Annotated in this window: 23 protein-coding genes; 5 read left to right on the plus strand and 18 right to left on the minus strand. The window is 74.0% G+C overall.

Annotated features, from left to right (window positions below):
• Positions 1-196: 196 nt before the first annotated feature.
• Positions 197-2,467: a catalase gene (locus JOE61_RS02315; protein WP_307822764.1), complete on the plus strand. Its 2,271-nt coding sequence runs from the start codon at positions 197-199 to the stop codon at positions 2,465-2,467.
• 61 nt (positions 2,468-2,528) lie between these two features.
• Here JOE61_RS02315 and JOE61_RS21995 read toward each other — a convergent pair whose 3' ends face one another.
• Positions 2,529-2,657 (minus strand): hypothetical protein, encoded by a 129-nt coding sequence (locus JOE61_RS21995; protein WP_264675491.1) that lies wholly within the window; start codon positions 2,655-2,657, stop codon positions 2,529-2,531.
• Positions 2,658-2,776: 119 nt separating this feature from the next.
• Here JOE61_RS21995 and JOE61_RS02320 point away from each other — a divergent pair, with 119 nt between their 5' ends.
• On the plus strand, positions 2,777-3,844 hold the full coding sequence (locus JOE61_RS02320) for a flavin monoamine oxidase family protein (protein ID WP_193669235.1): 1,068 nt from the start codon (positions 2,777-2,779) through the stop codon (positions 3,842-3,844).
• Between the two features lies 1 nt (position 3,845).
• Here the strand turns inward: JOE61_RS02320 and ctlX are convergent, their stop codons facing one another.
• Genes ctlX through JOE61_RS02335 form a run of 3 tightly spaced genes read right to left on the minus strand, consistent with a single transcriptional unit; the run spans position 3,846 to position 8,106 of the window.
• Positions 3,846-4,874, minus strand: coding sequence for a citrulline utilization hydrolase CtlX (gene ctlX, locus JOE61_RS02325; protein ID WP_193669234.1), 1,029 nt, complete (start codon positions 4,872-4,874; stop codon positions 3,846-3,848).
• A 37-nt stretch (positions 4,875-4,911) separates the two neighbouring features.
• A complete protein-coding gene (locus tag JOE61_RS02330) occupies positions 4,912-5,637 on the minus strand; it encodes a sulfite exporter TauE/SafE family protein (protein ID WP_193669233.1) in 726 nt (241 codons plus the stop codon).
• Between the two features lie 24 nt (positions 5,638-5,661).
• Positions 5,662-8,106 carry an ATP-binding cassette domain-containing protein gene (locus JOE61_RS02335; protein ID WP_372440046.1) on the minus strand — a complete coding sequence of 815 codons (2,445 nt, stop codon included), beginning with the start codon at positions 8,104-8,106 and terminating at the stop codon, positions 5,662-5,664.
• A 19-nt stretch (positions 8,107-8,125) separates the two neighbouring features.
• On the opposite strand from JOE61_RS02335, the gene JOE61_RS02340 reads away from it, so the two are divergent.
• Positions 8,126-8,563 carry an SRPBCC family protein gene (locus tag JOE61_RS02340; RefSeq protein ID WP_193669231.1) on the plus strand — a complete coding sequence of 146 codons (438 nt, stop codon included), beginning with the start codon at positions 8,126-8,128 and terminating at the stop codon, positions 8,561-8,563.
• Here the strand turns inward: JOE61_RS02340 and JOE61_RS02345 are convergent.
• The 5 genes from JOE61_RS02345 to JOE61_RS02365 form a co-directional block, all read right to left on the minus strand.
• Positions 8,541-9,188, minus strand: a complete 648-nt coding sequence (locus JOE61_RS02345) for a 3-oxoacid CoA-transferase subunit B (RefSeq protein WP_193669230.1) — start codon at positions 9,186-9,188, stop codon at positions 8,541-8,543. The genes JOE61_RS02340 and JOE61_RS02345 overlap by 23 nt on opposite strands.
• Positions 9,188-10,012 carry a CoA transferase subunit A gene (locus JOE61_RS02350; RefSeq protein WP_227491810.1) on the minus strand — a complete coding sequence of 275 codons (825 nt, stop codon included), beginning with the start codon at positions 10,010-10,012 and terminating at the stop codon, positions 9,188-9,190. Before JOE61_RS02350 ends, JOE61_RS02345 begins: the two co-directional genes overlap by 1 nt.
• Before the next feature lie 60 nt (positions 10,013-10,072).
• Positions 10,073-10,843 carry a 3-hydroxybutyrate dehydrogenase gene (locus JOE61_RS02355; protein ID WP_193669229.1) on the minus strand — a complete coding sequence of 257 codons (771 nt, stop codon included), beginning with the start codon at positions 10,841-10,843 and terminating at the stop codon, positions 10,073-10,075.
• Between the two features lie 100 nt (positions 10,844-10,943).
• Positions 10,944-12,791, minus strand: a complete 1,848-nt coding sequence (locus tag JOE61_RS02360) for a helix-turn-helix domain-containing protein (protein WP_193669228.1) — start codon at positions 12,789-12,791, stop codon at positions 10,944-10,946.
• A gap of 133 nt (positions 12,792-12,924) precedes the next feature.
• Entirely contained in the window at positions 12,925-13,371 is a 447-nt protein-coding gene (locus tag JOE61_RS02365) for a hypothetical protein (RefSeq protein ID WP_193669227.1), read from the minus strand.
• Positions 13,372-13,518: 147 nt separating this feature from the next.
• On the opposite strand from JOE61_RS02365, the gene JOE61_RS02370 reads away from it, so the two are divergent.
• The gene (locus tag JOE61_RS02370; RefSeq protein WP_193669226.1) at positions 13,519-14,310 is read left to right on the plus strand and encodes a response regulator; all 792 of its coding nucleotides are present in this window, start codon (positions 13,519-13,521) and stop codon (positions 14,308-14,310) included.
• Positions 14,311-14,334: 24 nt separating this feature from the next.
• Here the strand turns inward: JOE61_RS02370 and JOE61_RS02375 are convergent, their stop codons facing one another.
• From JOE61_RS02375 to JOE61_RS02395, 5 genes are all read right to left on the minus strand, one after another.
• On the minus strand, positions 14,335-14,988 hold the full coding sequence (locus tag JOE61_RS02375; protein ID WP_193669225.1) for a hypothetical protein: 654 nt from the start codon (positions 14,986-14,988) through the stop codon (positions 14,335-14,337).
• A 121-nt stretch (positions 14,989-15,109) separates the two neighbouring features.
• Complete coding sequence (locus JOE61_RS02380; RefSeq protein WP_193669224.1) at positions 15,110-15,451, minus strand: Hpt domain-containing protein; 342 nt, start codon at positions 15,449-15,451, stop codon at positions 15,110-15,112.
• Positions 15,452-15,602: 151 nt separating this feature from the next.
• Positions 15,603-16,235 carry a TasA family protein gene (locus tag JOE61_RS02385; RefSeq protein ID WP_193669223.1) on the minus strand — a complete coding sequence of 211 codons (633 nt, stop codon included), beginning with the start codon at positions 16,233-16,235 and terminating at the stop codon, positions 15,603-15,605.
• A 347-nt stretch (positions 16,236-16,582) separates the two neighbouring features.
• Positions 16,583-17,272 (minus strand): signal peptidase I, encoded by a 690-nt coding sequence (locus tag JOE61_RS02390; protein WP_204797125.1) that lies wholly within the window; start codon positions 17,270-17,272, stop codon positions 16,583-16,585.
• 336 nt (positions 17,273-17,608) lie between these two features.
• The gene (locus tag JOE61_RS02395) at positions 17,609-18,256 is read right to left on the minus strand and encodes a TasA family protein (RefSeq protein WP_193669222.1); all 648 of its coding nucleotides are present in this window, start codon (positions 18,254-18,256) and stop codon (positions 17,609-17,611) included.
• Positions 18,257-18,503: 247 nt separating this feature from the next.
• Here JOE61_RS02395 and JOE61_RS02400 point away from each other — a divergent pair, with 247 nt between their 5' ends.
• Positions 18,504-18,776 carry a hypothetical protein gene (locus JOE61_RS02400; protein ID WP_193669221.1) on the plus strand — a complete coding sequence of 91 codons (273 nt, stop codon included), beginning with the start codon at positions 18,504-18,506 and terminating at the stop codon, positions 18,774-18,776.
• Positions 18,777-19,251: 475 nt separating this feature from the next.
• On the opposite strand, the gene JOE61_RS02405 is transcribed toward JOE61_RS02400, so the two are convergent.
• The 4 genes from JOE61_RS02405 to JOE61_RS02420 form a co-directional block, all read right to left on the minus strand.
• Positions 19,252-20,028 (minus strand): isocitrate lyase/PEP mutase family protein, encoded by a 777-nt coding sequence (locus tag JOE61_RS02405; RefSeq protein ID WP_193669220.1) that lies wholly within the window; start codon positions 20,026-20,028, stop codon positions 19,252-19,254.
• Between the two features lie 9 nt (positions 20,029-20,037).
• Positions 20,038-20,454 carry a pyridoxamine 5'-phosphate oxidase family protein gene (locus JOE61_RS02410; protein WP_204797126.1) on the minus strand — a complete coding sequence of 139 codons (417 nt, stop codon included), beginning with the start codon at positions 20,452-20,454 and terminating at the stop codon, positions 20,038-20,040.
• A 130-nt stretch (positions 20,455-20,584) separates the two neighbouring features.
• The gene (locus JOE61_RS02415) at positions 20,585-23,566 is read right to left on the minus strand and encodes a bifunctional [glutamine synthetase] adenylyltransferase/[glutamine synthetase]-adenylyl-L-tyrosine phosphorylase (protein WP_193669218.1); all 2,982 of its coding nucleotides are present in this window, start codon (positions 23,564-23,566) and stop codon (positions 20,585-20,587) included.
• Entirely contained in the window at positions 23,563-24,288 is a 726-nt protein-coding gene (locus JOE61_RS02420) for a type 1 glutamine amidotransferase (protein ID WP_193669217.1), read from the minus strand. Before JOE61_RS02420 ends, JOE61_RS02415 begins: the two co-directional genes overlap by 4 nt.
• Positions 24,289-24,290: the final 2 nt, after the last annotated feature.

Here is a 24,290-nt window from a genome sequence, read left to right on the forward strand (position 1 = left end):
CGGCGCCGGCCCCGGGTGTCGTCGTACGACGGGCCAGCATCCCAGAGTGCCCCGGACCCGCGGCGCCTGGCCCCGGCCGCTCGCCCGCGGCCGCCGGCGGTCGGGTGGCTTCACCCTCAAGGGGCAAGCAGGAACCCGGTCGGTCCTGGTGGGCTGGGAGCCGTCCCAACTGCTCCCGAGCAAGGAGAACCATCTCGTGGATCCCAAGAAGCTGGCCAAGGACACCTTCGACCGCGTCGTCGCCGGTCTCGCCGACGCCGCCGGCGCGGCCAGCGAACCGGCCGTGCCCGGCACCCCCGGCAGCGAGCCGCCGTCGCTGGCCGAGCCGACCCGGCCGCGCGAGCCGCTGCCGCCCAAGCCCGACCAGGCCGAGCCGCAGCCGCGCACCGCGACTGGCACCGACACCGGCGCCCCCCGCAACGCCCGCGCCCAGCAGGGCGCCCACCTGACCACCTCGCAGGGCGCCCGGCTGCGCGAGACCGACCACTCGCTCAAGGCCGGCGAGCGCGGCCCGACCCTGCTGCAGGACCACCACCTGCGCGAGAAGATCACCCACTTCGACCACGAGCGCATCCCCGAGCGGGTCGTGCACGCGCGCGGCGCCGCGGCGCACGGCGTCTTCGTCGGCTACGGCACCGCCTCGTCGATCAGCCGCGCCGGCTTCCTCGCCGACGGCAAGGAGACCCCGGTCTTCGTGCGCTTCTCCACCGTGCTGGGCTCGCGCGGCTCGGCCGACACCGTGCGCGACACCCGGGGCTTCGCGACGAAGTTCTACACCGACGAGGGCACCTTCGACCTGGTCGGCAACAACATCCCGGTCTTCTTCATCCAGGACGGCATCAAGTTCCCCGACGTCATCCACGCCGGCAAGCCGCACCCCGACCGGGAGATCCCGCAGGCGCAGAGCGCCCACGACACCTTCTGGGACTTCGTCTCGCTGCACACCGAGGCCCAGCACCACACGATGTGGAACATGTCCGACCGCGGCATCCCGCGCTCCTACCGGATGATGGAGGGCTTCGGCGTCCACACGTTCCGGTGCGAGAACGAGGACGGCGAGACCTCCCTGGTGAAGTTCCACTGGAAGCCGCGCCTGGGCGTGCACTCGCTGACCTGGGAGGAGGCGCAGCTGGCCAACGGCTTCGATCCCGACTTCCACCGCCGCGACCTGGCCGACGCCATCGAGGCCGGGGCCTACCCCGCCTGGGAGCTCGGCGTGCAGGTCTTCCCCGACACCCCCGAGCAGACCTACGAGGGCATCGACCTGCTCGACCCGACCAAGATCGTGCCCGAGGAGATCGCGCCGGTGCAGCCGGTCGGGCTGATGGTGCTCACCGCCAACCCGACGAACTACTTCGCCGAGACCGAGCAGGTCGCCTTCCACGTCGGCCACCTGCCCCCGGGCATCGACGTCACCGACGACCCGCTGCTGCAGGCGCGGCTCTTCTCCTACCTCGACACCCAGCTGACCCGGCTCGGCGGGCCCAACTTCTCGCAGCTGCCCATCAACCGGCCGCACGCACCGGTCAACGACATGCTGCGCGACGGGTTGCACCAGCACGGCGTGCACACCGGGGTGGCGCCGTACTCGCCGAACTCGCTCGACGGCGGGTGCCCCTTCACGGCCGGGGGCGAGGTGGACGCCTCGGCCTTCAAGGACCTGCCGGTGCGCGTGCCGGAGGCCTCGAAGGTGCGCGACGCAGCGGCGTCGTACGACGACCACTACAGCCAGGTGCGCCTCTTCTGGCTCAGCATGAGCGCGGTCGAGCAGGAGCACATCATCCGCGCCTACACCTTCGAGCTGGGCAAGTGCTACGAGGAGGCGGTCAAGCAGCGCCAGCTGCAGAGCCTGGCCAACATCGACCCGGTGCTCTGCTCGGAGGTCGCCACCGGGCTGGGCCTGGAGGCCCCCGAGCCCACGGTGCCGCTGGCCGAGGCCACGCCGAGCCCCGCGCTGTCGCAGGTGGGTGGCGCGTGGCCGGCCGACGGGCGGCTCGTGGGCATCGTCGTCGACCCCGACGCCGGGCTCGACGGCGTCGAGGCGGTGCGCCAGGCCGTCTTCGAGGCCGGCATGGTGCCGCTGGTCGTGGCCCCGCACGGCGGCACGGTCGACGGTGTCCCGGTGCAGCGCACCTTCGCCACCGTGCGCTCCATCGAGCTCGACGTGGTGCTGCTGGCTGGCGCCCCGGCGCCGGCCCCCGACGCGCTCCCGCAGCGCGACGCCAAGGCGGGCGCCGAGGACGCCAGCAGCGTCGACCCGCGGGTCCTGCTGCTGGTCGAGGAGGCCTTCCGGCACGCCAAGGCCATCGGCGCCTGGGGTGCGGGCGGCCGGGTGCTCGACCTGGCCGGCTGCGCGGGCGCGGCGGGCGTGGTCAGCGGTGACGACGCCACGCAGGTGCTCACCGAGGTGCAGGAGCTGATGGCCTCGCACCGCGTCTGGGAGCGCTTCGCCACCACCACCGGCTGAACCGACACCCGTCGGCTCCGGCCCGGTCCTCCCCCGGGCCGGGGCCGACGGGTCGCTGTGGTCAGGGCTCGAAGAGCCCTGCGTGCTCCTCGAGGAGCCGCGCCGTGGCGTCCATGTCGATCTCGACGCCGTACGCCGCCCCGGCGACCGCCAGGTCGGCGGGGTCCTCGACGGGCTCGGGTCCGTCCATGTCCGCACGCTACGCCGGTGGGCGGGCCGGCGACATGCCCCATCCGGGGCATCGTCGCGGTGGCGGAGCGGCCCGCCCCGGGTGCGCCCCCACCTCGGGGGTGGGACCAGACTCGAGGGATGGACGAGGCGGACGTGGCCGCGCGGGTCGACGTGGTGGACGTGGTGGTCGTGGGTGCCGGCATCGGCGGGCTCGCGGCCGCCGACGCGCTGGTCGGCGCCGGGCGCGACGTGGTGGTGCTCGAGGCGCGCTCGCGCACCGGCGGCCGGCTGCTCAGCACGCCCGACGGGCTCGACCTGGGCGCCACGTGGTGCTGGGACGGCGAGCAGCGGGTGCTCGCGCTGGCGCGCCGCCTCGGCGTGACGACGTACGCCCAGCACCTGGCCGGCGACACGGTCGTGGAGGACCTCAACGGCGTGCAGCGCCACCCCGGCAACCTCATCGACGCGCCGGCGCACCGCTACACCGGGGGCGCCGCCGCGCTCACCGACGCGCTGGCGGCCGGGCTGCCGCCCGGCTGCCTGCTGCTCGAGCACCCGGTACGCCGGCTCGCGAGCGCACCCGGCGGCCGGCTCGAGGTGGAGGCGTGCGGGCGGCGCTGGCACGCCCGTCACGTCGTGCTCGCGCTGCCGCCCTCGGTCGCCGTCGACACCGTCGAGCTGCCGGCCGAGCTGCCCGCGGAGCTGGTGCGTGTCGCGGGCGCGGTGCCGACCTGGATGGGCCAGGTGGCGAAGGTCGTGGCGGTCTACGACACGCCCTTCTGGCGCGAGGCCGGCCTCGCGGGAGCCGGCGCCAGCCGGCTCGGGCCGGTGCAGGAGCTCCACGACATGTCGGGCCCTGGTGGGGTGCCCGCCGCGGTCCTCGGGTTCGCGCCCTCGGCGCTGGTGGGCGCCGACGCCGAGGAGCGGGTGCGCGCCCAGCTCGGGCGGCTCCTCGGGCCCCGCGGCGCCGAGCCGCGCAGCCTCACCGTCACCGACTGGAGCAGCGAGGCGTGGACCAGCCCGGCCGACGCCGCTTCACGCCCGGGCGACCACTCGCTCTACGGGCACCCGCTGCTGCGGGCCCCCGCCCTGGGCGGGCGCCTGCACTGGGCCTCCACCGAGACCGCGGGGGCCTTCGCCGGCCACGTCGAGGGCGCGCTGCTGGCGGCCGAGCGGGCCGCCGCCGCGGTGGCCGGAGCCTCGTAGCTCAGTCGTCGCCGGCGACGTCGCGGCCGTCCGGGGTGTGCGGGTCCTCGTCGATCGCCTCCACCGCGGGGGTGCGCTCGGGCTCGAGGCCCGGGCGCCGACGGTCGAGGTGCACCCCGGCGATCATGCAGCGCACCGAGCCGCCGGCCAGCTCGATGGTCGGGATCTCGACCGCGACGATCTCGCAGGACTCCTCGATGGCCGCGACCTGGTCGTCGCGCAGGCTGCGGCGCGCCCGCGCCGACATCACCATGATGTAGCGGCGCCGGCCGTCGGGGGTACGACCGCACAGCTCGACGGCGTTGCCGGCGAACTCGCGGACCTGCTCCTCGGTCAGCTCCACCAGGCGGCGTCCGTTGACGGTCAGCCGCTCGCGCACCGCCTCGCGGCGCACCTCGTCGTGGATCATCTCGAGCGCGAAGAGGGCGACGTCGGTGCCGATGCAGGCCATCACGTTGGTGTGGTAGACCGGCACGCCCGCCGCGTCGAAGGCGTCGAAGGCCATCGGCTCGTAGCCGAAGTCGGTGCAGAAGCGCTCGAGGACGTGGGTGTCGGCGCGGTGCGAGACGGCCGTGTAGGCCACCCTCGAGACGTGGTCGAGCACCATCGCACCGGTGCCCTCGAGGAAGATGCCGTCGGGCTCGAGACCGGAGTAGTCGATGATGGTCTGCACCCGGTAGGACGACTTCAGCATCTCCAGCACGTCGGCGCGACGCTCGTGGCGCCGGTTGGAGGCGTACATCGGGTAGACCGCCACCTGGCCGCCGGCGTGGGTGGAGAGCCAGTTGTTGGGGAAGACGCTGTCGGGGCGGGTGTGGTCGCTGTCGGCGAAGACGTGCACGCGCACCCCGGCCCCGCGCAGGGCGTCGGCGACCAGGTCCATCTCGGCCAGCGCCGCCGCCGCGGTCTGCTCGTTGCTCTGGCCGGCCGGCACGTCGGCCTGGAAGGCGTTGTCGGCGGCCGTCGCGGGGTTGGGCACGAACTTCTCGGCTCGGACGAGGATGACGGCGGAGGGGGCCTGTGCGCTCACGGGAGGAACCTAGCCGAGACCGGCCCCCGCCGAGCGGTCAGGCCAGCGCGCCGACGAGGGCCACGGTGCCGGTCGCGGCCAGCCCGGCCAGCACCAGCACCCGGAACCGCTCGGGCGAGAGCCGCCGGAAGACCGCGTCGCCCAGGCGCCAGCCCAGCGGCATGCCCAGCACACCCGCGGCGGCCGCCACCAGCACGGGTGCGCCGACCTGGCCCAGCGCCACGAACGCGACCACCGCCACGGCGTCCTGCAGGCAGAAGGTGGCCTGCAGGGTGGCGCGGAAGCGGTGCGGCGCCTCGTCGCGCAGCACCAGCACCAGTGGCGGACCGTTCATGCCGGTCGAGGTCAGCAGCGCGCCGCTGGCCACCCCCGCGCCCCACTGGGCCCGGCGGCCGGTGGGCAGCCGCACGCCGGCCGCCAGCAGCGCCACGGTGCCCAGCAGCACCACCGCGATCACCGAGGTCAGCACCCGCTCCGACGCCAGCAGCAGCACCGCCAGCCCGGCCGGCATCCCCAGGACACCGGCCACGGTCAGGCGGCGTACGACGGGGGCGTCGGTGTGGCCGCGCTCGCGGCGCCACGCCCCGCCGGTGAGCACCAGCCCGGCCGCGGTCGCGGCCACCAGGGCGTCGCCCGGGCCGACCACGAAGCCCAGCAGGGGCACCGCGACCAGCGCGGAGCCGAAGCCGCTGGCGGCCTGGGCCAGCGCGGCCAGCACGAAGACCGCCACCGCCGCCACGGCCACCACGACGAGTGCGCTCACGCACCGGATCATGCCCTGGTGGGCTCAGCCCTCGCGCGCGGGCCCGCCGTCGACGTACGCCGCCAGGTGCTGGCCGGTGAGCGTGCTCGCGTCGGCGACCAGCTGGGCCGGGGTGCCCTCGAAGACGACGCGGCCGCCGTCGTGACCGGCCCCGGGGCCCAGGTCGATGATCCAGTCGGCGTGCGCCATCACGGCCTGGTGGTGCTCGACGACGACCACCGAGCGGCCGGCGTCGACGAGCCGGTCGAGCAGGCCGAGCAGCTGCTCGACGTCGGCGAGGTGCAGCCCGGTGGTGGGCTCGTCGAGCACCAGCACCCCGGCCTTCTCCTTCATGTGTGTGGCCAGCTTGAGCCGCTGCCGCTCGCCGCCCGAGAGGGTCGGCAGCGGCTGGCCGAGAGTGAGGTAGCCGAGCCCGACGTCGAGCAGGCGGGTCAGCACCGAGTGCGCCGCCGGGACGCGTGCCTCGCCCGCGCCGAGGAAGCGCTCGGCCTCCTCGACCGACATGGCCAGCACCTCGCTGATGTCGCGCCCGCCGAGCCGGTGCTCGAGCACCGAGGCCAGGAAGCGGCGGCCCCCGCACTCCTCGCAGGGGGCGGCGACACCGGCCATCATCGCGAGGTCGGTGAAGACCACGCCGGCGCCGTTGCAGACCGGGCAGGCGCCGTCGGAGTTGGGGCTGAAGAGGCCGGGCTTGACCCCGTTGGCCTTGGCGAAGGCCTTGCGCACCGGGTCGAGCAGGCCGGTGTAGGTGGCCGGGTTGCTGCGCCGCGAGCCGCGGATGGCGCTCTGGTCGACCGCGACCACGCCCGGCCCGCCGTCGGCGCCCGCGAGTGCCAGCAGCGACCCGTCGACCAGCGAGCTCTTGCCCGACCCGGCGACGCCGGTGAGCACGGCCAGGACCCCCATCGGCACGTCGACGTCGACGTCGCGCAGGTTGTGGGTGTCGGCGCCGCGGATCTCGAGCACACCCGTGGGCGTGCGCACCGCGTCCTTGAGCCGGGCCCGGTCGTCGAGGTGGCGGCCGGTGAGGGTGCCGCTGGCGCGCAGGCCCTCGACGCTGCCCTCGTAGACCACCTCTCCCCCGCCCGACCCCGCGCCCGGGCCGAGGTCGACGACGTGGTCGGCGCGCAGGATCGTCTCGGGCTTGTGCTCGACGACCAGCACGGTGTTGCCCTTGTCGCGCAGCTGCAGCAGCAGCTCGTTCATCTTCTCGATGTCGTGGGGGTGCAGCCCGATGGTGGGCTCGTCGAAGACGTAGGTGACGTCGGTGAGCGAGGAACCGAGGTGACGGATCATCTTGGTGCGCTGCGCCTCCCCGCCCGAGAGGCTCCCCGAGGGCCGCTCGAGGGACAGGTAGCCCAGCCCGATGGCGGTGAAGGAGTCGAGCAGGTGGCGCAGCCCCGCGACCAGCGGGGCGACCCCGGGCTCCTCGATCCCCCGCGCCCACGCGGCCAGGTCGCTGATCTGCCAGCTGCACAGCTCGGCGATGTCGTGCCCGCCGACCTTCGCCGAGCGCGCCAGGGCCGTGAGCCGCGTGCCGTCGCAGTCGGGGCAGGTGCCGAAGGTCACCGCCCGCTCCACGAACGCGCGCACGTGCGGCTGCACGGCGTCGATGTCCTTGGCCAGGAACGACTTCTTGATCTGCGGGATCAGCCCGGCGTAGGTCAGGTTGATGCCCTCGACCTTGATCTTCGTGGGCTCGCGGTGCAGCAGGTCGTGCAGCTCGCGCTTGGTGAAGTCCTTGATCGGCTTGTCGGGGTCGAAGTAGCCGCAGCCGCGGAAGATCCGGCCGTACCAGCCCTCCATCGAGTAGCCGGGGATCGTCAGCGCGCCCTGGTTGAGCGAGAGCGAGTCGTCGTAGAGCGCGCTCAGGTCGATGTCGCTGACCTGGCCGCGGCCCTCGCAGCGCGGGCACATCCCGCCGAGCCGCTCGAAGGTGACCTTCTCGGTGCGGGTGCGGCCCTCGCCGCGCTCGACGGTCAGCCCGCCGCTGGCCGAGACCGAGGGGGTGTTGAAGGAGAACGCGCTCGGGGCGCCGACGTGCGGCCGGCCGACCCGGCTGAAGAGGATGCGCAGCATCGCGTGGGCGTCGGTGACGGTGCCGACCGTCGAGCGTGGGTCGGCCCCCAGCCGCTCCTGGTCGACCACGATCGCCGTGGTCAGTCCCTCGAGGACGTCGACCTCGGGGCGGGCCAGCGAGGGCATGAAGCCCTGCACGAAGGCGCTGTAGGTCTCGTTGATCAGGCGCTGGGACTCCGCCGCGATTGTGGCGAAGACCAGCGAGCTCTTGCCCGAGCCCGAGACGCCGGTGAAGACGCTCAGCCGTCGCTTGGGCAGCTCGACGCTGACGTCGCGCAGGTTGTTGACCCGAGCCCCCTGGACCCGGATCAGGTCGTGCCCGTCGGCGGGGTGCCGGCCGGGACCGCGCGCCGCCGGGTCACCCCCGTGGTCGGTTTCGACTGGTGCCACGCAGGACACAGTAGGGCCCATGAGCACGAACACCAGGGAGATCTCCGCGACGCCGACCGCCGTGTGGAAGGTGCTGGCCGACGGCTGGCTCTACCCGCTGTGGGTGGTCGGCGCCTCGCGGATGCGCGAGGTCGACGACCACTGGCCGGTGGTGGGCTCCAGGCTGTACCACTCGGTGGGCAGCTGGCCGCTCCTCGTCGACGACGAGACCGAGGTGCTGCAGTGCCGGCCCGAGGAGCTGCTGCAGGTGCAGGCCAAGGCCTGGCCCGGCGGCGAGGCCGGCGTGACGATCAGCCTCGAGCCGGTCGGCACCGACCGCACGCGGGTCACCATCGAGGAGGACGCGACCAGCGGCCCGGGCAGGCTGGTGCCCAAGCCGCTGCGCGACCTGCCGCTGGCCTGGCGCAACACCGAGACGCTGCGCCGCCTGGCGTTCATCGCCGAACGTCGGCACTGACCTCCAGGTCGGCGTCGGTGCGCTCGCGCACCTCGTCCTCGGTGACGCCGGGGGCGAGCTCGACGAGCCGGAACCCGCTGCCGGTGACGTCGAGGACGCCGAGGTCGGTGATCACCCGGTGCACCACGCCCTTGCCGGTCAGCGGCAGCGTGCAGTCGCGCACCAGCTTGGCCGAGCCGTCGCGGGCGGTGTGCTCCATCAGCACGATGACGCGCCGGGCGCCGTGCACCAGGTCCATCGCGCCGCCCATGCCCTTGACCATGGCGCCGGGCACCATCCAGTTGGCCAGGTCGCCGTTGCCGGCCACCTGCATGCCGCCCAGGATCGCGGCGTCGACCTTGCCGCCGCGGATCATCGCGAACGAGGTCGCGGAGTCGAAGTACGACGCCCCGCGGCGCAGCGTCACGGTCTCCTTGCCGGCGTTGATCAGGTCGGGGTCCTCGGTGCCGGCGACCGGGTAGGGCCCCACGCCGAGGATCCCGTTCTCCGACTGCAGCACCAGCTCGACGCCGTCGGGCACGTGGTCGGGCACCTTGGTCGGCAGCCCGATCCCGAGGTTGACGTAGGACCCGTCCTCGAGCTCGGCGGCCGCGCGTGCGGCCATGTCGTCCCTGCTCCACCCCATCAGCGGGCCTCCCTCACGGAATCTGTTGACCTCGGGGGGTCCACGGGGGGCGCAGCCCCCCGTGTGGTGCGCTTCTCTATCCGCTTGTCAGCGGCCTGGTCGGGGGTCAGCTCGACCACCCGCTGCACGAAGACCCCGGGGGTGTGCACCTCGGCGGGGTCGATCTCGCCCGGCTCGACGAGGTGCTCGACCTCAGCGATGGTGACCCGACCGCACATCGCGGCGGGCGGGTTGAAGTTGCGGGCGGCGTCCTTGTAGACGAGGTTGCCGTGCCGGTCGCCCTTCCAGGCCCGCACCAGGCCGACGTCGGCGTGGATGGCGTGCTCGAGCACGTGCTCCTGCGGCCCGTCGGGGGTGGGCAGCACCTGCGTCTGCTTGACCGGCGAGGCGATCGCGATGCTGCCGTCGGCGGCGTAGCGCCACGGCAGGCCGCCCTCGGCGACCTGGGTGCCCACGCCGGTGCGGGTGAAGAAGGCACCGATGCCCGCGCCCCCGGCCCGCATCCGCTCGGCGAGCGTGCCCTGCGGGGTCAGCTCGACCTCGAGCTCGCCGGAGAGGTACTGCCGGGCGAACTCCTTGTTCTCGCCGACGTACGACGCGACCATGCGGCGCACGCGCCCGGCGCCGAGCAGGAGCCCCAGGCCCCAGTCGTCGACGCCCGCGTTGTTGGAGACCAGCTCGAGGTCGTCGGCGCCCGAGTCGAGCACGGCCTGGATGAGCACGGAGGGGATGCCGCAGAGGCCGAAGCCGCCCACGACGAGGGTGGAGCCCGAGGCGATGTCGGCGACGGCCTCGGCGGCCGACCCGATCGTCTTGTCGATCATCAGCTGTTCACCGACCTGTCTGGTTGGAGGGGCGGGGCCAGGGTACGGGCGCGGGGCGGCTCACGTGGCGGTCCACCCGCCGTCCATGACGTGCGAGGTGCCGGTGATCGAGGCCGAGTGCGGACCACACAGCCAGGCGACCAGGCCGGCGACCTCCTCGGGCTCGACCAGCCGCTTGACGGGGGTGCGGGCGAGCAGCACCTCGTCGACGACGCGGTCCTCGGGCAGGCCGTGGACCCGCGCCTGGTCGGCGATCTGGCCCTCGACGAGCGGGGTGCGCACGTAGCCGGGGCACACGGTGTTGGAGGTGACCCCCTTGCCGGCGCCCTCGACCGCGAGGACCTTCGAGAGGCCCTCGAGACCGTGCTTGGCCGAGACGTAGGCCGACTTGTAGGCCGAGGCGCGCAGGCCGTGCACGCTGGAGACGTGCACGAGCCGGCCCCAGCCACGCTCGTACATGCCGGGCAGGGCGCGGCGGGCGAGCAGGAACGGCGCGCGCAGCATCAGGTCGTGGACCTGCTGGAACTTGGCGGGGTCGAGCTCGTGCACCGGCGCGACGTGCTGCACCCCGGCGTTGTTGACCAGCACGTCGACGTCGAGGTCGAGGGCCTCGATGGCCTCGGGGTCGGTCAGGTCGACCCCGACGGCGCTGCCGCCCGCCCGGGCGGCGACCTTCGCGGCGGCGTCCTCGTCGCGGTCGACGACGACGACGTGGGCGCCCTGGGCGGCCAGGGCCTCGACGACGGCGGCGCCGATGCCCCCGGCTCCGCCGGTGACGAGGGCACGACGGCCCTCCAGGGAGGCGGACGTGGCGGCGGTCACAGAGCTCATGGCGCTCACGGTAGGAGGCCGACCGCACACCGGTCCATGTGTCCGGCCACCATCGTCGCGACCGGGAGGTGTGCCGTCGGCACACCCCCGGTCGGCTGGGTCAGTCCGCGGGCTGCTGCGAGCGCAGCCGGGCCACCCGCAGCGCCAGCTGCAGGTCGAGCGCCGCGTCGGGCTCGCGCCACCGGGCCCCCAGCAGCTCGGTGACCCGGTCGAGCCGCTGCGCCACCGTGTTGGGGTGCACGTGCAGGCGCTCGGCCGCGGCCCGCGACCGGCCGCCCTCCGCGAACCACGCCTCCAGCGTGGTCACCAGGTCGGTGCCGCGCCGCCGGTCGTGGTCGAGGACCGGCCCGAGCGCCCGCGCCACGAAGTCGTCGAGCTCACCGGGCCCGCTCGTGCCGAGCAGCAGCCGGGTCACCCCCAGGGCCGCCGGGTCGGCGCACTCGCCCACGCGGCCCAGCGCCAGCAGCGCCTCGAGGCAGCGGCGCGCCTCGTCGTACGCCGCCGGCAGCGCACCGTCGACGGGGTGCCGGGGCCCCGGGGCGACCCCGAGCGTCACCGGCTCGCCGCAGGCCTCGGCCAGCGCGGCGCGCAGCCGCTGCCCCACCGCCTGCGCGTCGTCGTGGGCCGGCACCAGCAGCACCGGCCGGCCCCGGTGCTCGACGGCGAGGCCCTCGGCGGCACGGGCCAGGCGGGCCGCGGCCCGCGCCGCGCGGTGCCGCTCCCCCGTGGGCACCTCCGCGACCGCGACCACGCAACCCGCGTCGAGGCGCAGCCGCTGGCTCCGCGCGCGCTGGCGCAGCCGGGCCGGGTCGGCCTCGCTGCCCTCGATCAGGTCGGTGAGCAGCGCACCCCCCAGCCGCTCCTCCGCCTCGTCGACCGAGCGGGCGAAGAGCAGCACCAGGCCGGCGACGATGGCGCCGCGCTCCAGCGTGCGCCGCCCCGCGCGGTCCAGGCGCGGTCCACCGTGCACCAGCACCGTCGCGAGGTGCTCCTGGCCAGCCAGGGCGGGGGCGAGGTAGCCGTCGTCGAGCTCCACCGAGTGCCCCGAGGCGACCGCCTGGTCGAGCGCGGCGCGCCCGGGACCGGGGCCGGGCGCGGCGTCGCCGGCCAGCACGTGGCCGTCGGCGTCGAGGACCGCGACCCGGCTGCCGCCCAGCACCTCGCCCAACACCGCGACCACCTCGGCGAGGGTGCTGCGGTGCAGCAGCAGACCGGTCAGCTGGTCGTGGGCGCGGGCCGCCTCCTCGACGGCCTCGGCCTGGGCGCGCAGCTGGGCGTTGGCCTCGTCGAGGTCGGCGAAGAGGCGGGCGTTCTCGAGCGCCACGCTCGCGTGCGCGGCGAAGGACGTCAGCAGCGAGACCTCCTCGGGCGGGAAGGGGCGCACGGTGCGGTGGGTGGCCAGCAGGGCGCCGATCACCCGCCCCTCGACGACCAGCGGCACCCCCAGGATCGCGCGGATCCCCTCGCCGGCCACGGCGTCGTCGACGAAGCGGCGGTGCACGAAGCGCTCGTCGTGCTGGTAGTCGGAGGTGAAGTAGGGCGCCCCCGTCTGCGCCACCAGACCCAGCAGCCCGGTGCCCAGCGGCAGGCGCAGCGTGCGGAACTCCGCCGACAGCGCCCCGTCGGTGACCTTCATGTACGACGCCCCCTCGCCCTCGTCGTTGAGGGAGAGGTAGGTCATGTCGGCCTTGAGCAGCTGGCGGGCGCGGCGCACGATCGCGCTGAGGATCGCGTTGACGTCGCGGATCGCGGTCAGGTCGCTGGCGGTGTCGTAGAGCGCCGAGAGCTCGGCCTCGCGGGAGCGCTGGCGCGCGATCAGCTCGCGCAGCCGCAAGGCGACGTCGTACGAGCGGCGGGCGTCGGGGTCGTCCCCCGCCTCCTCGACGAGCCGGTCGAAGTCGGCGCGCGGCGCCTCGTCGTACAGCAGGTCGAGCAGGGTGCGGGCCACCGTCGCATCATGCCGGAGGTTTGGGCCTGCCGCCTCGAGGGGTAGAGGAGTGCTGGACCTCGGGACCGCCTCCACACGCAGCCCGCCTCTCGGGCGCGGGCTGCGTCGGCGTTCGTACACCTCGCCGGGCCCGCTACCTCAGGCTGCCCGAGGTGCACGACGTGGCGAGCTCGAAGGTCGGCGCGGCCCAGCCGCCCAGCCTCGACTCGATGCTCACCGTGTAGCTGCCGCCGCGGCCCACCGTGCCGGTCGACAGCGACGTGCTCTTGGCGGTGCCGGTGGCGCGGTCGACCTCGTTGCCGTTGCGGGACAGGACGTAGGTGTAGGTGTAGGCCCTGCCGGCCGGGCCGGGGTCGGTGAAGGACGAGACCGAGACGTCGAACCGCTCCCAGAACAGGAACGTCGAGCACGACGTCGAGCCCTGCACCGAGCTCGGCGCCACCAACGAGGCGGCCCCGACCGCGAGGCCCGAGGCCTTCGGCGTCGAGAACCCGGCGTACGCGATCTGGGGCGCGACCAGGAGGAACACGGCAACGAGCAGCACCGTCGCGGCGCGTCGGACGCGGTCGATGGCGTGCATGGATGGTCTCCTCAGGGATAGTGCTCGGGGTCCTCCCCGCAGGCCCTAGTCTGTCGTCAGCTTTGCAAGGCCCCGTGAGCCTGACCGCAAGGTTTCCGCAAGCCCGTCGAGCCGCCCCCACGTCTCGACGTCGAGGAGGATCGACCCATGACCCAGGACGCCCCCGAGCGCCGCGCGCTGGTCGTCGAGGACGACGAGGACATCCGGTCGCTGATCGAGTTCACGCTCGGCACGCAGGGCTTCGCGGTGACCGCCGTCGACACCGGCCCCAAGGCGATCGAGGCGGTGCGGGCCCAGGAGCCCGACCTGATCACCCTCGACCTGGGCCTGCCCGGCATCGACGGCATCGAGACCTGCCGGCGCCTGCGCGAGCTGACCGACGCCTACGTCGTGATGATCACCGGGCGCGACGACGAGATCGACCGGCTGCTCGGGCTCGAGACCGGTGCCGACGACTTCCTGACCAAGCCGTTCTCGGTGCGCGAGCTCAAGGCCCGGGTCAACGCGCTGTTCCGGCGTCCCCGGCGCGTGGAGCCCCGGGGGCTGGCCGCACCGGTCGGGACCCCGGGTGAGCCGGACGCGGCTGCCGCCGAGCCGGCGCCTGCCCCGGTGCAGACGCTGCCCGACCACGAGCTGCTCGAGCACGGCCCGCTGCGCGTCGACGTCGACGGGCGCCGTGCGTTCCACGGCGACACCGAGCTGACCCTGACGCGCACCGAGTTCGACCTGCTCACCGAGCTGATGCGGACGCCCGCGCGGGTCTGGACCCGTGAGGCGCTGCTGCGCTCGGTGTGGGGCACCGACTGGGCCACCGACACCCACCTCGTCGAGGTGCACGTGGGCAACCTGCGCCGCAAGATCGAGGCCGGCCAGCAGGGCGTGCGCCTGATCCGCACGGTGCGCGGCGTCGGCTACCGCATGGAGACGCTGCCCGCCTGACCCGGACCGGTCGCGGGGCCCGGCTCAGCGGTTCTCGCCGGTGCGCTGCGTGGCGTCGAAGGTGAAGGTGATCGTGCCGGAGGCGCCCTGCAGGTGGTTGCCCGCCTCCAGCGGCAGGGCCAGGGTGACCCGGAGGTTGGCGGCGGCGCTCGTGCCGTTCACGGCGTTGAGCGTCGAGGCCGGCAGCACCTGACCGGTCATGGGCACGGCGCGCTGGGTGAGCACCGTGGTGGTGGTGCCGTTGCAGGCCAGCGTCATCGTGGAGCCGACCTTGGTCCACGGCACCGAGCACTGCTCGACGGTCATCTTCAGACCGTTCGCGTCGTTGGCGAGCAGCCCACCACCGGCGGTGGTCAGGGTCACCGACCCGAAGGTCTCGCTGCCGGCGACGCGGGTCAGCTGGACGGCGCGCTGGGCGGAGTCGCCGGGGACCATGCCGGTCGCCGGCACGTTGAAGCCCTGGTTCTGGTTCGCCAGGCCCAGCTCGATGCGACCGGCCGAGACCGACTCCGCGGCCGAGGTCGACGACGTGAACGAGCCGTAGGTGCCCAGGCCCGCCACGGCCGCCGCGCCGGCGACGAGGGCCAGCGACGCCGCGAGCCGGCTCCCGGCGCCGCTGCGCGGGCGCGAGGCGCGGCGACGGGGGCTCGGGCGACGGTGCGATCCGGGGCTGGTCATGGGAGCACTCCAAGGTGGAAGGGGGGGGTGACAGGAAGAACTCTGCCGTCGCGCACGCAAGCCGGGCGCAGGGAAGCCCACGCTCAGGCGGTGGGTTCGCTCAAGGAACGCGCAAGGCGCGTCAGGAGGCGACGCCGGCCAGCGCCTGGCAGGTCTGCTGGGCCGTGCTCGAGAGGCGGCGTACGGCGCGCCGGGCGCCGACGGTGTCACCGGCCCGCACGTGCTGCTCGACGTCCCGGGCCAGGCTCGCCAGCGCGACGGCCCCGACGGTGGTCGCGGAGGTGCGCAGGCTCAGCACCGCGTCCATCAGGTCGTCGTGGTCCTCGGCCTCGAGGGCGGTCAGGACACGCCCCACCCGGCCCGGGAGCATCCGGAGGTAGGTGCCGACGAAGCGGTCGACGAAGGCGCGGTCACCGAGGTCCGTGCCCAGCTGGGTGATCACAGCGGTGTCGAGGACGCGCATGGGTGTGGCTCCTTCGACGCCCTGCCGGGCCGGTGGGTGGGTGGGGTGGTGGTGTGGTGCTGTGGTGGAGGAGTCGGGTCGTGCCGTGTGGCCGCCGCTCCCTCCGCGGCGGCCACACGTGTCTGCGGCGCGAGGGCCGGAGCGATCAGCCTCAGCGGGCCTCGGCGGCGCGCTGGGTGGCGTCGAAGACGAACTTCACGCTGTCGCTCTTGAGCTGGAAGTCGTTGCCCGCGCTCTGGGGCAGGGCCAGGGTGACCCGCAGGTTCGAGACCTTCGACTCGCCGTTGAGGGTCTTGGTCACCGCCGCCAGGTCACGGTTCGCCGCGATCACCGGCACCGAGGACAGGATCGAGGTCACCTCACCGGCACACGTCATCTTCTTCGACTCAGCCGCCTCGACCCACGCCGTGGCGCACTGGTCGATGGACAGCCGCAGCCCGTCCTTGACATCGCTGGTCAGGACCGAGGGCACCACGGCCGCCGACGTCGTGGACAGCGCCACCGACCCGAACCCCTCGGTAGCACCAGCACGGCTCAGCTGCACCGCACGCTCCACGCTGTCACCGGGCACCAGGTTCACCGCAGCCACGTCCAGACCCTGCGCGCCCTGCCCGGCCAGCTCGATCTTCGTCTCCCCCGCCGCCACCGCCTCGGTGGCCTGGGTCGAGGACGTGAACGAACCGAACGTGCCCAGACCCGCCACCGCCGTCGCACCAGCAACCAGCGCCACCGACGCAACGACACGAGTGACGGACTTACGAGAAGAAGCGGTCTTCGAGGCCATGAGGGGAGTCCTTGTCTAGAGGCCGGCCAGTGCCGGTCCGGGGCGATGAACAGAACTCTGACGCCCCCACCTCAAGCCACCACCCCGCAAAGACCCCCCGTTCCCACAAGCAACCCGCAAGACCACCGCGAGCCGGCACCAGTTCCCCGCGAGCCGGCGCCACTTCCCCGCGAGCCGGCGCCAGTTCCCCGCGTACGCCGCCAGCTCCAGGAACTCGTGCCGGCTCGGCCGGAACTCGCGCCGGCTCGCGGGGCTGTCCCGTCGAGCCGGGGCCGGAGACGCAGCAACCGCCCGGGTCCTGGTCGGACCCGGGCGGTGCGTTGGAGCTGGGAGCGGGAAGCGGCGGCTCAGGCCTCGGCGTCGTCGGCGTCGTCGCTGTCGTCGCTGTCCTCGCTGGCCCAGATGCGGCCCAGGCCGAGGAGGAGCACCGCCCCCAGTGCGCCGTACAGGATCACGTCGTTGAGGACCGGGGTACGCAGGGCGCGGATCACGGAGCCGACCTTCGGGACGACGGCCTGTACCTCCCAGACCGTGTCGCCCTCGAGGGTCGCGACCCACGGGTCGACGTTGGGGTTGTTGTCGCCCTTGGTGCGCACGGCGACCGAGCCGTCCTCGCCGCGGATGACCTCGGTGACCCGGTGGGTCTCGACGCGGTTGTCCTCGATCGGGATGGCGTAGGTGATCACGTCGCCGACGGTCACGTCGGCGATCGGCCGCTCGGCGGTCACCACCACGTCGCCGACCATGATGCCGGGCTCCATCGAGCCGGTGAGCATCGTGGCGGTGCGGTAGCCCAGCACGTGCGGGCCGACGGCGAAGAACAGGAAGAAGGCCAGAGCGGCCACGACCAGCAGCGAGGTGACGACCCGGCCGAGGCGGCGCAGGACCCGGGCCGTACGCCGGACGGGTCGCCGCGGCGCGGGGGCCGGCGACGTGCCACCGGCGGTGACCGGGGTCGAGCTGCGACGCGGAGCCATGGTGCGCACGGTGGTGGCGCGGTGACGGCCGACGACCAGGGGAACGGCGGGGCTGCTCATGATCCGGCTCCTGCGAGGTGGTGGGCGAGGGGGTGTGACGTGCGGCCGCCGCTCCCTCCGCGGCGGCCACACGTCGGGCGGGCCGGTGACGGTCCGTCCGATGAGCAGAACTCTGCTACCTCGACCTCAAGCCCTCCGCCGGCAAACCCGCGACGTTGTCTCAAGGAACGCGCAAGACGACCTCGACCAGCTGGCGAACCACCCCGCCGGTGCCGGGACCCGGCCCACCAAGCCTCCCGTGCATGTGCACGGAGCCTGGTCATGGTGTCCATCCGGGCCGGGCGTCGGCGGCCCGACCCGGATGGAGATCGAGATGGTCGGCGGAGCGACCGTGGGTCAGCGGGCCTCGGCGGCGCGCTGGGTGGCGTCGAAGACGAACTTCACGCTGTCGCTCTTGAGCTGGAAGTCGTTGCCCGCGCTCTGGGGCAGGGCCAGGGTGATCCGCAGGTTCGAGACCTTCGACTCGCCGTTGAGGGTCTTGGTCACCGCCGCCAGGTCACGGTTCGCCGCGATCGCGGGCACCGAGGACAGGATCGAGGTCACCTCACCGGCACACGTCATCTTCTTCGACTCAGCCGCCTTGACCCACGCCGTGGCGCACTGGTCGATGGACAGCTGCAGCCCGTCCTTGGCGTCGCTGGTCAGGATCGAGGGCACCGCGGCCGCCGACGTCGTGGACAGCGCCACCGACCCGAACCCCTCGGTAGCACCAGCACGGCTCAGCTGCACCGCCCGCTCCACGGTGTCACCGGGCACCAGGTTCACCGCAGCCACGTCCAGACCCTGCGTGCCCTGCCCGGCCAGCTCGATCCGCGTCTCCCCCGCCGCCACCGCCTCAGTCGCGTCGGTCGAGGACGTGAACGAACCGAACGTGCCCAGACCCGCCACCGCCGTCGCACCAGCAACCAGCGCCACCGACGCGACGACACGAGTAACGGACTTGCGAGAAGAAGCGGTCTTCGAGAAGGAGGTGTTCGAGGCCATGAGGGGAGTCCTTGTCTAGAGGCCGGCAAGTGCCGGTCCGGGGCGATGAACAGAACTCTGACGCCCCCACCTCAAGCCACCACCCCGCAAAGACCCCCCGTTCCCACAAGCAACCCGCAAGACCACCGCGACCCGGCGCCAGTTCCCCGCGACCCGGCGCCACTTCACAGCGAGCCGGCGCCACTTCACAGCGAGCCGGCGCCACTTCACGGCGTACGCCGCCGGCAAGGGATGACAGAATGAGGTCATGCAGCGCAAGACACTCGGACGCCGTCTGGCGCTTGCAGTCGTCCTCGTGCCGGCTGGCGGGCTCGGCGTTGCCGTCACTGCGGGCGCCTACCTCTCCTGGGACATCACCGAGCGCTGCCTCAGGGCCGACCCGCCACGAACGACCGATGAGTCTCAAGCGGTCGTGACCGCTTCTGCTGACTACCTGCGCGGGCGTCTCCAGTGTCGCTGGTCGAACGAGAACGGTTCGAAGGTCGACGTCGAGACGTTCCCGCTCTACACACGCGCCTGACCCGAGTGGCTTGCCCTCAACGCGTCTCTCTTGAGCCCCGGTCCGCTCGTCGGCATAGGCGATCGTGCGGGCACTCGTAGCCGGAAGGACCGAACGAGCTGTCCGGCAACAGCCCCCGCGGCCGTGCGTGGATCCAGCAGCCTTCGGTCCTATCGACTACGCCGGGGCAGCACGCACATGTCCTCAGATCGCAAAGTGTGGAGTCTGCGATCAATCAGGTTGATCCAGGACTCCACACTTTGCTGCCCCGGCTCGCGCACCCAGCGAGCCGATCGCTCATCGGCACGAGCGGGCACCTCACTCGCCGAGCGGACGTCCTTCTTCTGGTCACATGCACACCCTTGCTGGCGAACGAGAGGCACCAGTTCCCCGCGACCCGGCGCGACTTCACGGCGTACGCCGCCAGCTCCAGGAACTCACGCCGGCTCGGCGGGAACTCATGCCGGCTCGGCAGGAACTCGTGCCGGCTCGGGGATCAGTTCAGTGGGCGCATCGAGTCGGGCACCCCGCCCCCGCGGTGCACCTCCTCGACCAGCTCCTGCAACGCCGTCAGGGCGACGCGCTGCGGCATCGGGCCGTAGGAGACCCGGGCGACCCCCAGCTCCTCGAGCCGGTCGAGCGCCGGGTTGCCGGGCACGCCGATCATGGTCAGGCGCTGCGGGCCGAAGGCGTCGACCAGGGTCACGACCTCCTCCTCGCTGAGCCGCCCCGGCACGAAGACCGCCGGCGCCCCCGCGTCGAGGAACGCCTTGCCCCGCTCGACCGCGTCGCCCAGCACGGCGCCGCGGTCGCGGTCGCCGGCCAGCAGGAACGCGTCGGTGCGAGCGTTGAGCACGAAGTCGACGCCCTCGTCGTCGGCCGCGGCCATCACGTCCTCGACGATCGTGGCGGCCTCGAGCAGCGGGCGCATCTGGTCCTCGATGTTGGCGCCGACGATGCCGACGCCCAGCGCCTTGCGCACGGTCTCGACGGGATGGCCGTAGCCGGCCTCGAGGTCGGCGCTGACGGGCAGGTCGGTGGCGGCCGCGATCCGTCCGCAGGCCTCGATCATCAGGTCGACCGGGATGTTCTCGCCGTCCTCGTAGCCGAACGAGGCCGCGATCGAGTGGCTGGCGGTGGCCAGCGCGGTCGTGCCGATCCCGTCGGCGACGACGCGGGCGCTGATCACGTCCCACACGTTGACGACGGTGAGCAGGGTCGGGTCGCGGTGCAGCCCGAGCAGGTGCGTGGCCTTGTCCTGGAGCTCGCTCATCGACCCACCCTAGGACTCCTGCGGGTCGCGGTCGACCACCAGCCGGCGTCCGCTGATGCTGCGCGGGTGCACCCGCACCGTCACCGGGCGCGCGCCCCCCGCCCAGGGCTCGGGCCGGGCGCCGGCGTCGTCGTCGTACGACACCTCGGCGAGCCCGCGGACCAGCACGCTCCAGCCCGCCCGGGTGGCCTCGTCGACCTCGTCGACCTCGTAGGCGACGTCGCTGTCGTCGACGTGGCGCTCGAGCCCCGACCAGGCGCCGGTGCGCACGACCACGGTGCCGTCGGCCACCACGTGGTTCACCGGCAGCACCACCGGCCCACCGGTCTCGTTCCACGCGATCCGCCCGACCGGCACCGAGGCGACCAGCCGCCAGCAGGTCTCCTCGTCGAGCTCCTCCAGCCGTACGCCGCTCGCGCTGTCCACCATCGGGCCTCCCCCGGTCGGTGCCGGGCCCGTCGTGGCGGCGGGCCGGCTGGGGCCCAGCGTGCACCGGACGCGCCGCCCCGCCCAGGGACCGGCGTCCACCCCGCGGGGGACCTTCGGCCCGGGCCGGCTACTCCCAGAACACCCGCTCGACCACGGCGTGCGCCAGCCGCGTCATCCGCAGGTGGTCGTCGACCATCTGCTCGGAGGTGCCCTCGGCGTAGCCCAGGATCGCCGCGACCGCGGCCCGCTCGCGCAGGTCGGAGGGCACCTGGTCGCTGGGGGCGCCGCGCACCAGCGTCACGGCGTTGCGGGTGCGGCTGACGCGGCGCCAGGCCTGGGCCAGCAGCGCGGCGTCCTCGGCCGCCAGCAGCCCCGCCTCCTGGGCGGCGGCCAGGGCCGGCAGGGTGCGCGAGGTGCGCAGCCCCGGCACCTGGCCGGCGTAGCGCATCTGCAGCAGCTGCACGGTCCACTCGATGTCGGCGAGCCCGCCGCGACCCAGCTTGAGGTGGGTCTTGCGGTCGGCCCCGCGCGGCAGCCGCTCCTCGTCGACGCGGGCCTTGATGCGGCGCACCTCGACCACGTCGTCCTCGCTGATGCCGCCCTCGGGGTAGCGCAGCGGGTCGACGAGCTCCTGGAAGCGCCGGCACAGGTCGGGGTCGCCGACCACGGCGTCGGCGCGCAGCAGCGCCTGCGCCTCCCAGACCGCCGACCACTTCTCGTAGTAGGCGGCGTAGGACTCGAGGGTGCGCACCAGCGCCCCCTGCTTGCCCTCGGGGCGCAGGTCGGCGTCGACGACCAGGGCCGGGTCGGTGCCCGGCAGCGCCAGCAGCCGGCGCAGCTCGTTGGCGACCGCCTGGGCGTACGTCGCCGCCTCGTGGCCGTCGGCGCCGCTGACCGGCTCGTGCACGAACAGCACGTCGGCGTCGGAGCCGTAGGACAGCTCGAAGCCGCCGTAGCGGCCCATCGCGACCATCGCCATCCGGGTCGGGGCCCGGTCGAGGCCCTTGGCCCGGCGCACCGACTCGCCCACCACCTCGAGGGTCACCTCGAGCGTGGCGTCGGTGAGGCGGGAGAGACCGGCTCCGACGTCCTCGACGTCGGTGAGCCCGAGCAGGTCGCCGGAGGCGATGCGGAACAGCTCGCGCCGGCGCACCGCGCGCACCGCCCGCACCGCCTTCTCGGCGTCGTCGCGCCGCGCCGCGGCGGCGCGCATCTCGGCGGTCAGCGACTCGGCGTCCATCGGGGCCAGCGACTGGCCCAGCATCCGCACGCCCTGCGGCTCGCGCTCCAGCAGGCTGGTGGCGTAGCGCGAGGTGGAGAGCACCCGCGCGAGCCGCTGGGCCACCTCGCCCTCGTCGCGCAGCGTGGTGAGGTACCACGGCGTCTCGCCCAGCGCCTCGGAGATCCGCCGGAAGCCGAACAGGCCGGCGTCGGGGTCGGGGCCGTCGGCGAACCACTCGAGCAGCACCGGCAGCAGGGTGCGCTGGATGTTGGCCGAGCGGGTGACGCCGCTGGTCAGCGCCTCGAGGTGGCGCAGCGCGGCACGCGGGTCGGCGTAGCCCAGCGCGGCCAGGCGGTCGCGGGCGGCCTCCGGCGAGAGCCGGGCCTGCTCGCCGGGCAGCTGGGCCACCGCGGCCAGCAGCGGGCGGTAGAAGAGCTTCTGGTGCAGCCGGCGCACCTCGCGCCGGTGGTGCTCGAGCTCCTTGCGCAGCGCGTCGACGGAGCTCTTGAGGTGCCCCATGCTGCGCCCGAGGCGGCGCAGCGCCTCGGTGTCGTCGGGGATCACGTGGGTGCGCCGCAGCCGGTGCAGCTGGATGCGGTGCTCGAGGGTGCGCAGGAACGCGTAGGCGTCGTGCAGCTGCTCGCCGTCCTCACGGCCGATGTAGCCGCCCCGGGTCAGGTCGGCCAGCGCGCTGAGGGTCGTGGGCGCGCGGATCGTCTCGTCGGCGCGCCCGTGCACCATCTGCAGCAGCTGGACCGCGAACTCCACGTCGCGCAGCCCGCCGGCGCCCAGCTTGAGCTGGCGCTCGGCCTCCTTGGCGGGGATGTGGTCGAGCACCCGGCGACGCATGGCCTGGGTGTCCTCGACGAACCCGTCGCGCTCGGCCGCGCTCCAGACCATCGGCGCGACCATCTCGACGTACGCCCGGCCCAGCTCGATGTCGCCGGCGACCGGACGGGCCTTGAGCAGCGCCTGGAACTCCCAGGTCTTCGCCCACTTCTCGTAGTAGCCCTGGTGGCTGGCCAGGGTGCGCACCAACGGGCCCGACTTGCCCTCGGGGCGCAGGTTGGCGTCGACCGGCCAGATCTCGCCCTCGGCGGTGGGCTCGGAGCAGATCCGCATCAGGTGGGCGGCCAGCTGGGAGGCGGCGCGGTTGGCGGCGTGGTCGTCGCCGCTCTCGTCGGCCGGCTCGTAGACGAAGATGACGTCGACGTCGGAGACGTAGTTGAGCTCGTGCGCGCCGCACTTGCCCATCGCGACCACGCCCAGCCGGGCCAGCAGCGCCTTGTCGCCCATCCGCTGGCGCGCGATCGCCAGCCCGCCCTCGAGGGTCGCGGCCGCCAGGTCGGAGAGCTCGGCGGCCACGTCGTCGACGCCGGCGCCGTGGGCCAGGTCGCGCGCGGCGAGCCGCAGCAGCACCCGGCGGTACTCCACGCGCAGCACGTCGACCAGCGCCGCGTCGTCGCCCTGCGCCACCGGCACCGTGTCGGCCGGGTCGGCGCCCAGGGCGCGCAGCACCGCCTCGCGCACGGCGTACGCCGCCGGGCGGCTGCACTCCAGCGTCGGGTCGTCGAGCTCGCGCCACTGCTCGGGGTGGCGCGCGAGGTGGTCGCTGAGCGCCTCGCTGGCCCCGAGCACCGCGAAGAGCCTGGTGGCCAGGCCCTCGTCGTCGCCCACCCGGGAGAGCAGCTGCGCGGCGTCGTCGCCGGCCGCCTCGAGCAGTCGCACCAGGCCCGCGACGGCGTGGTCGGGGTCGGCGGTGCGGGCCAGCAGCGGCAGCAGCGCGGGAGCGGCCGGGCCGACCTCGTCGAGCCGCTGCAGCGACTTCTCGGCGTCGCTGAAGCCCAGCCGCAGCAGCTGGCCCTTCGTGGTCGCCGGCCGGCTCACCGGAGGGCTCGCTCCCCGACCAGCCGCGCGAAGGACAGCGCGAGCGGGGCCCAGGCCTCGTCGAGCTCGGGGCGGGCCGCGTCGACGCGGGCCACCTCGGCGGCGGTGTCGACGCCGGGCGCCGGCTTGTCGTCGGAGGCCGCCCACCGGGCCACGACCGCCGCGTCGACCTCGGGGTGCAGCTGCACGCCCCAGGCGGCCGGGCCGTGGCGCACCACCTCGACGTCGCCCTGCGGGGTGCGGGCCAGCACCAGCGCGCCCGGCGCCAGCTCGGTGACCACGTCGTTGTTCCAGTGCACGCCGCGCCGCGCGGTGGCCAGCGCGCCGACCAGCGGGTCGTCGGCGGCGTCGTCGGTCCACTCCACCGGCACCAGGCCGACGGTGCGCCCGCGCGGGTTGACCTCGACGCGCCCACCCAACGCGCTGGCCAGCAGCTGGTGGCCCAGGCAGATGCCCAGGGTCGGCACCTCGGCGCCCACCGCCTCGCGCAGCAGCAGCTTGGTGGGGCCCAGCCAGGCGTGGTCGGCGTCCTCGTCGGCGCCCATCGAGCCGCCCAGCACCAGCAGCGCGTCGTACGCCGCGGGGTCGACGGGCAGCGCGTCGCCGGCGTACGGGCGGCACACCTCGAGCTCGCACCCGGCGTCGGCGAGCCACCCGCCGACCAGGGCCGGCGGGCAGTCGTCCTCGTGCTGGACCACCAGCACTCGGGGTGGGCGCGGCACGC

It is taken from the genome of Nocardioides salarius, from assembly GCF_016907435.1.
In the GTDB taxonomy this organism is placed as follows: domain Bacteria; phylum Actinomycetota; class Actinomycetes; order Propionibacteriales; family Nocardioidaceae; genus Nocardioides; species Nocardioides salarius.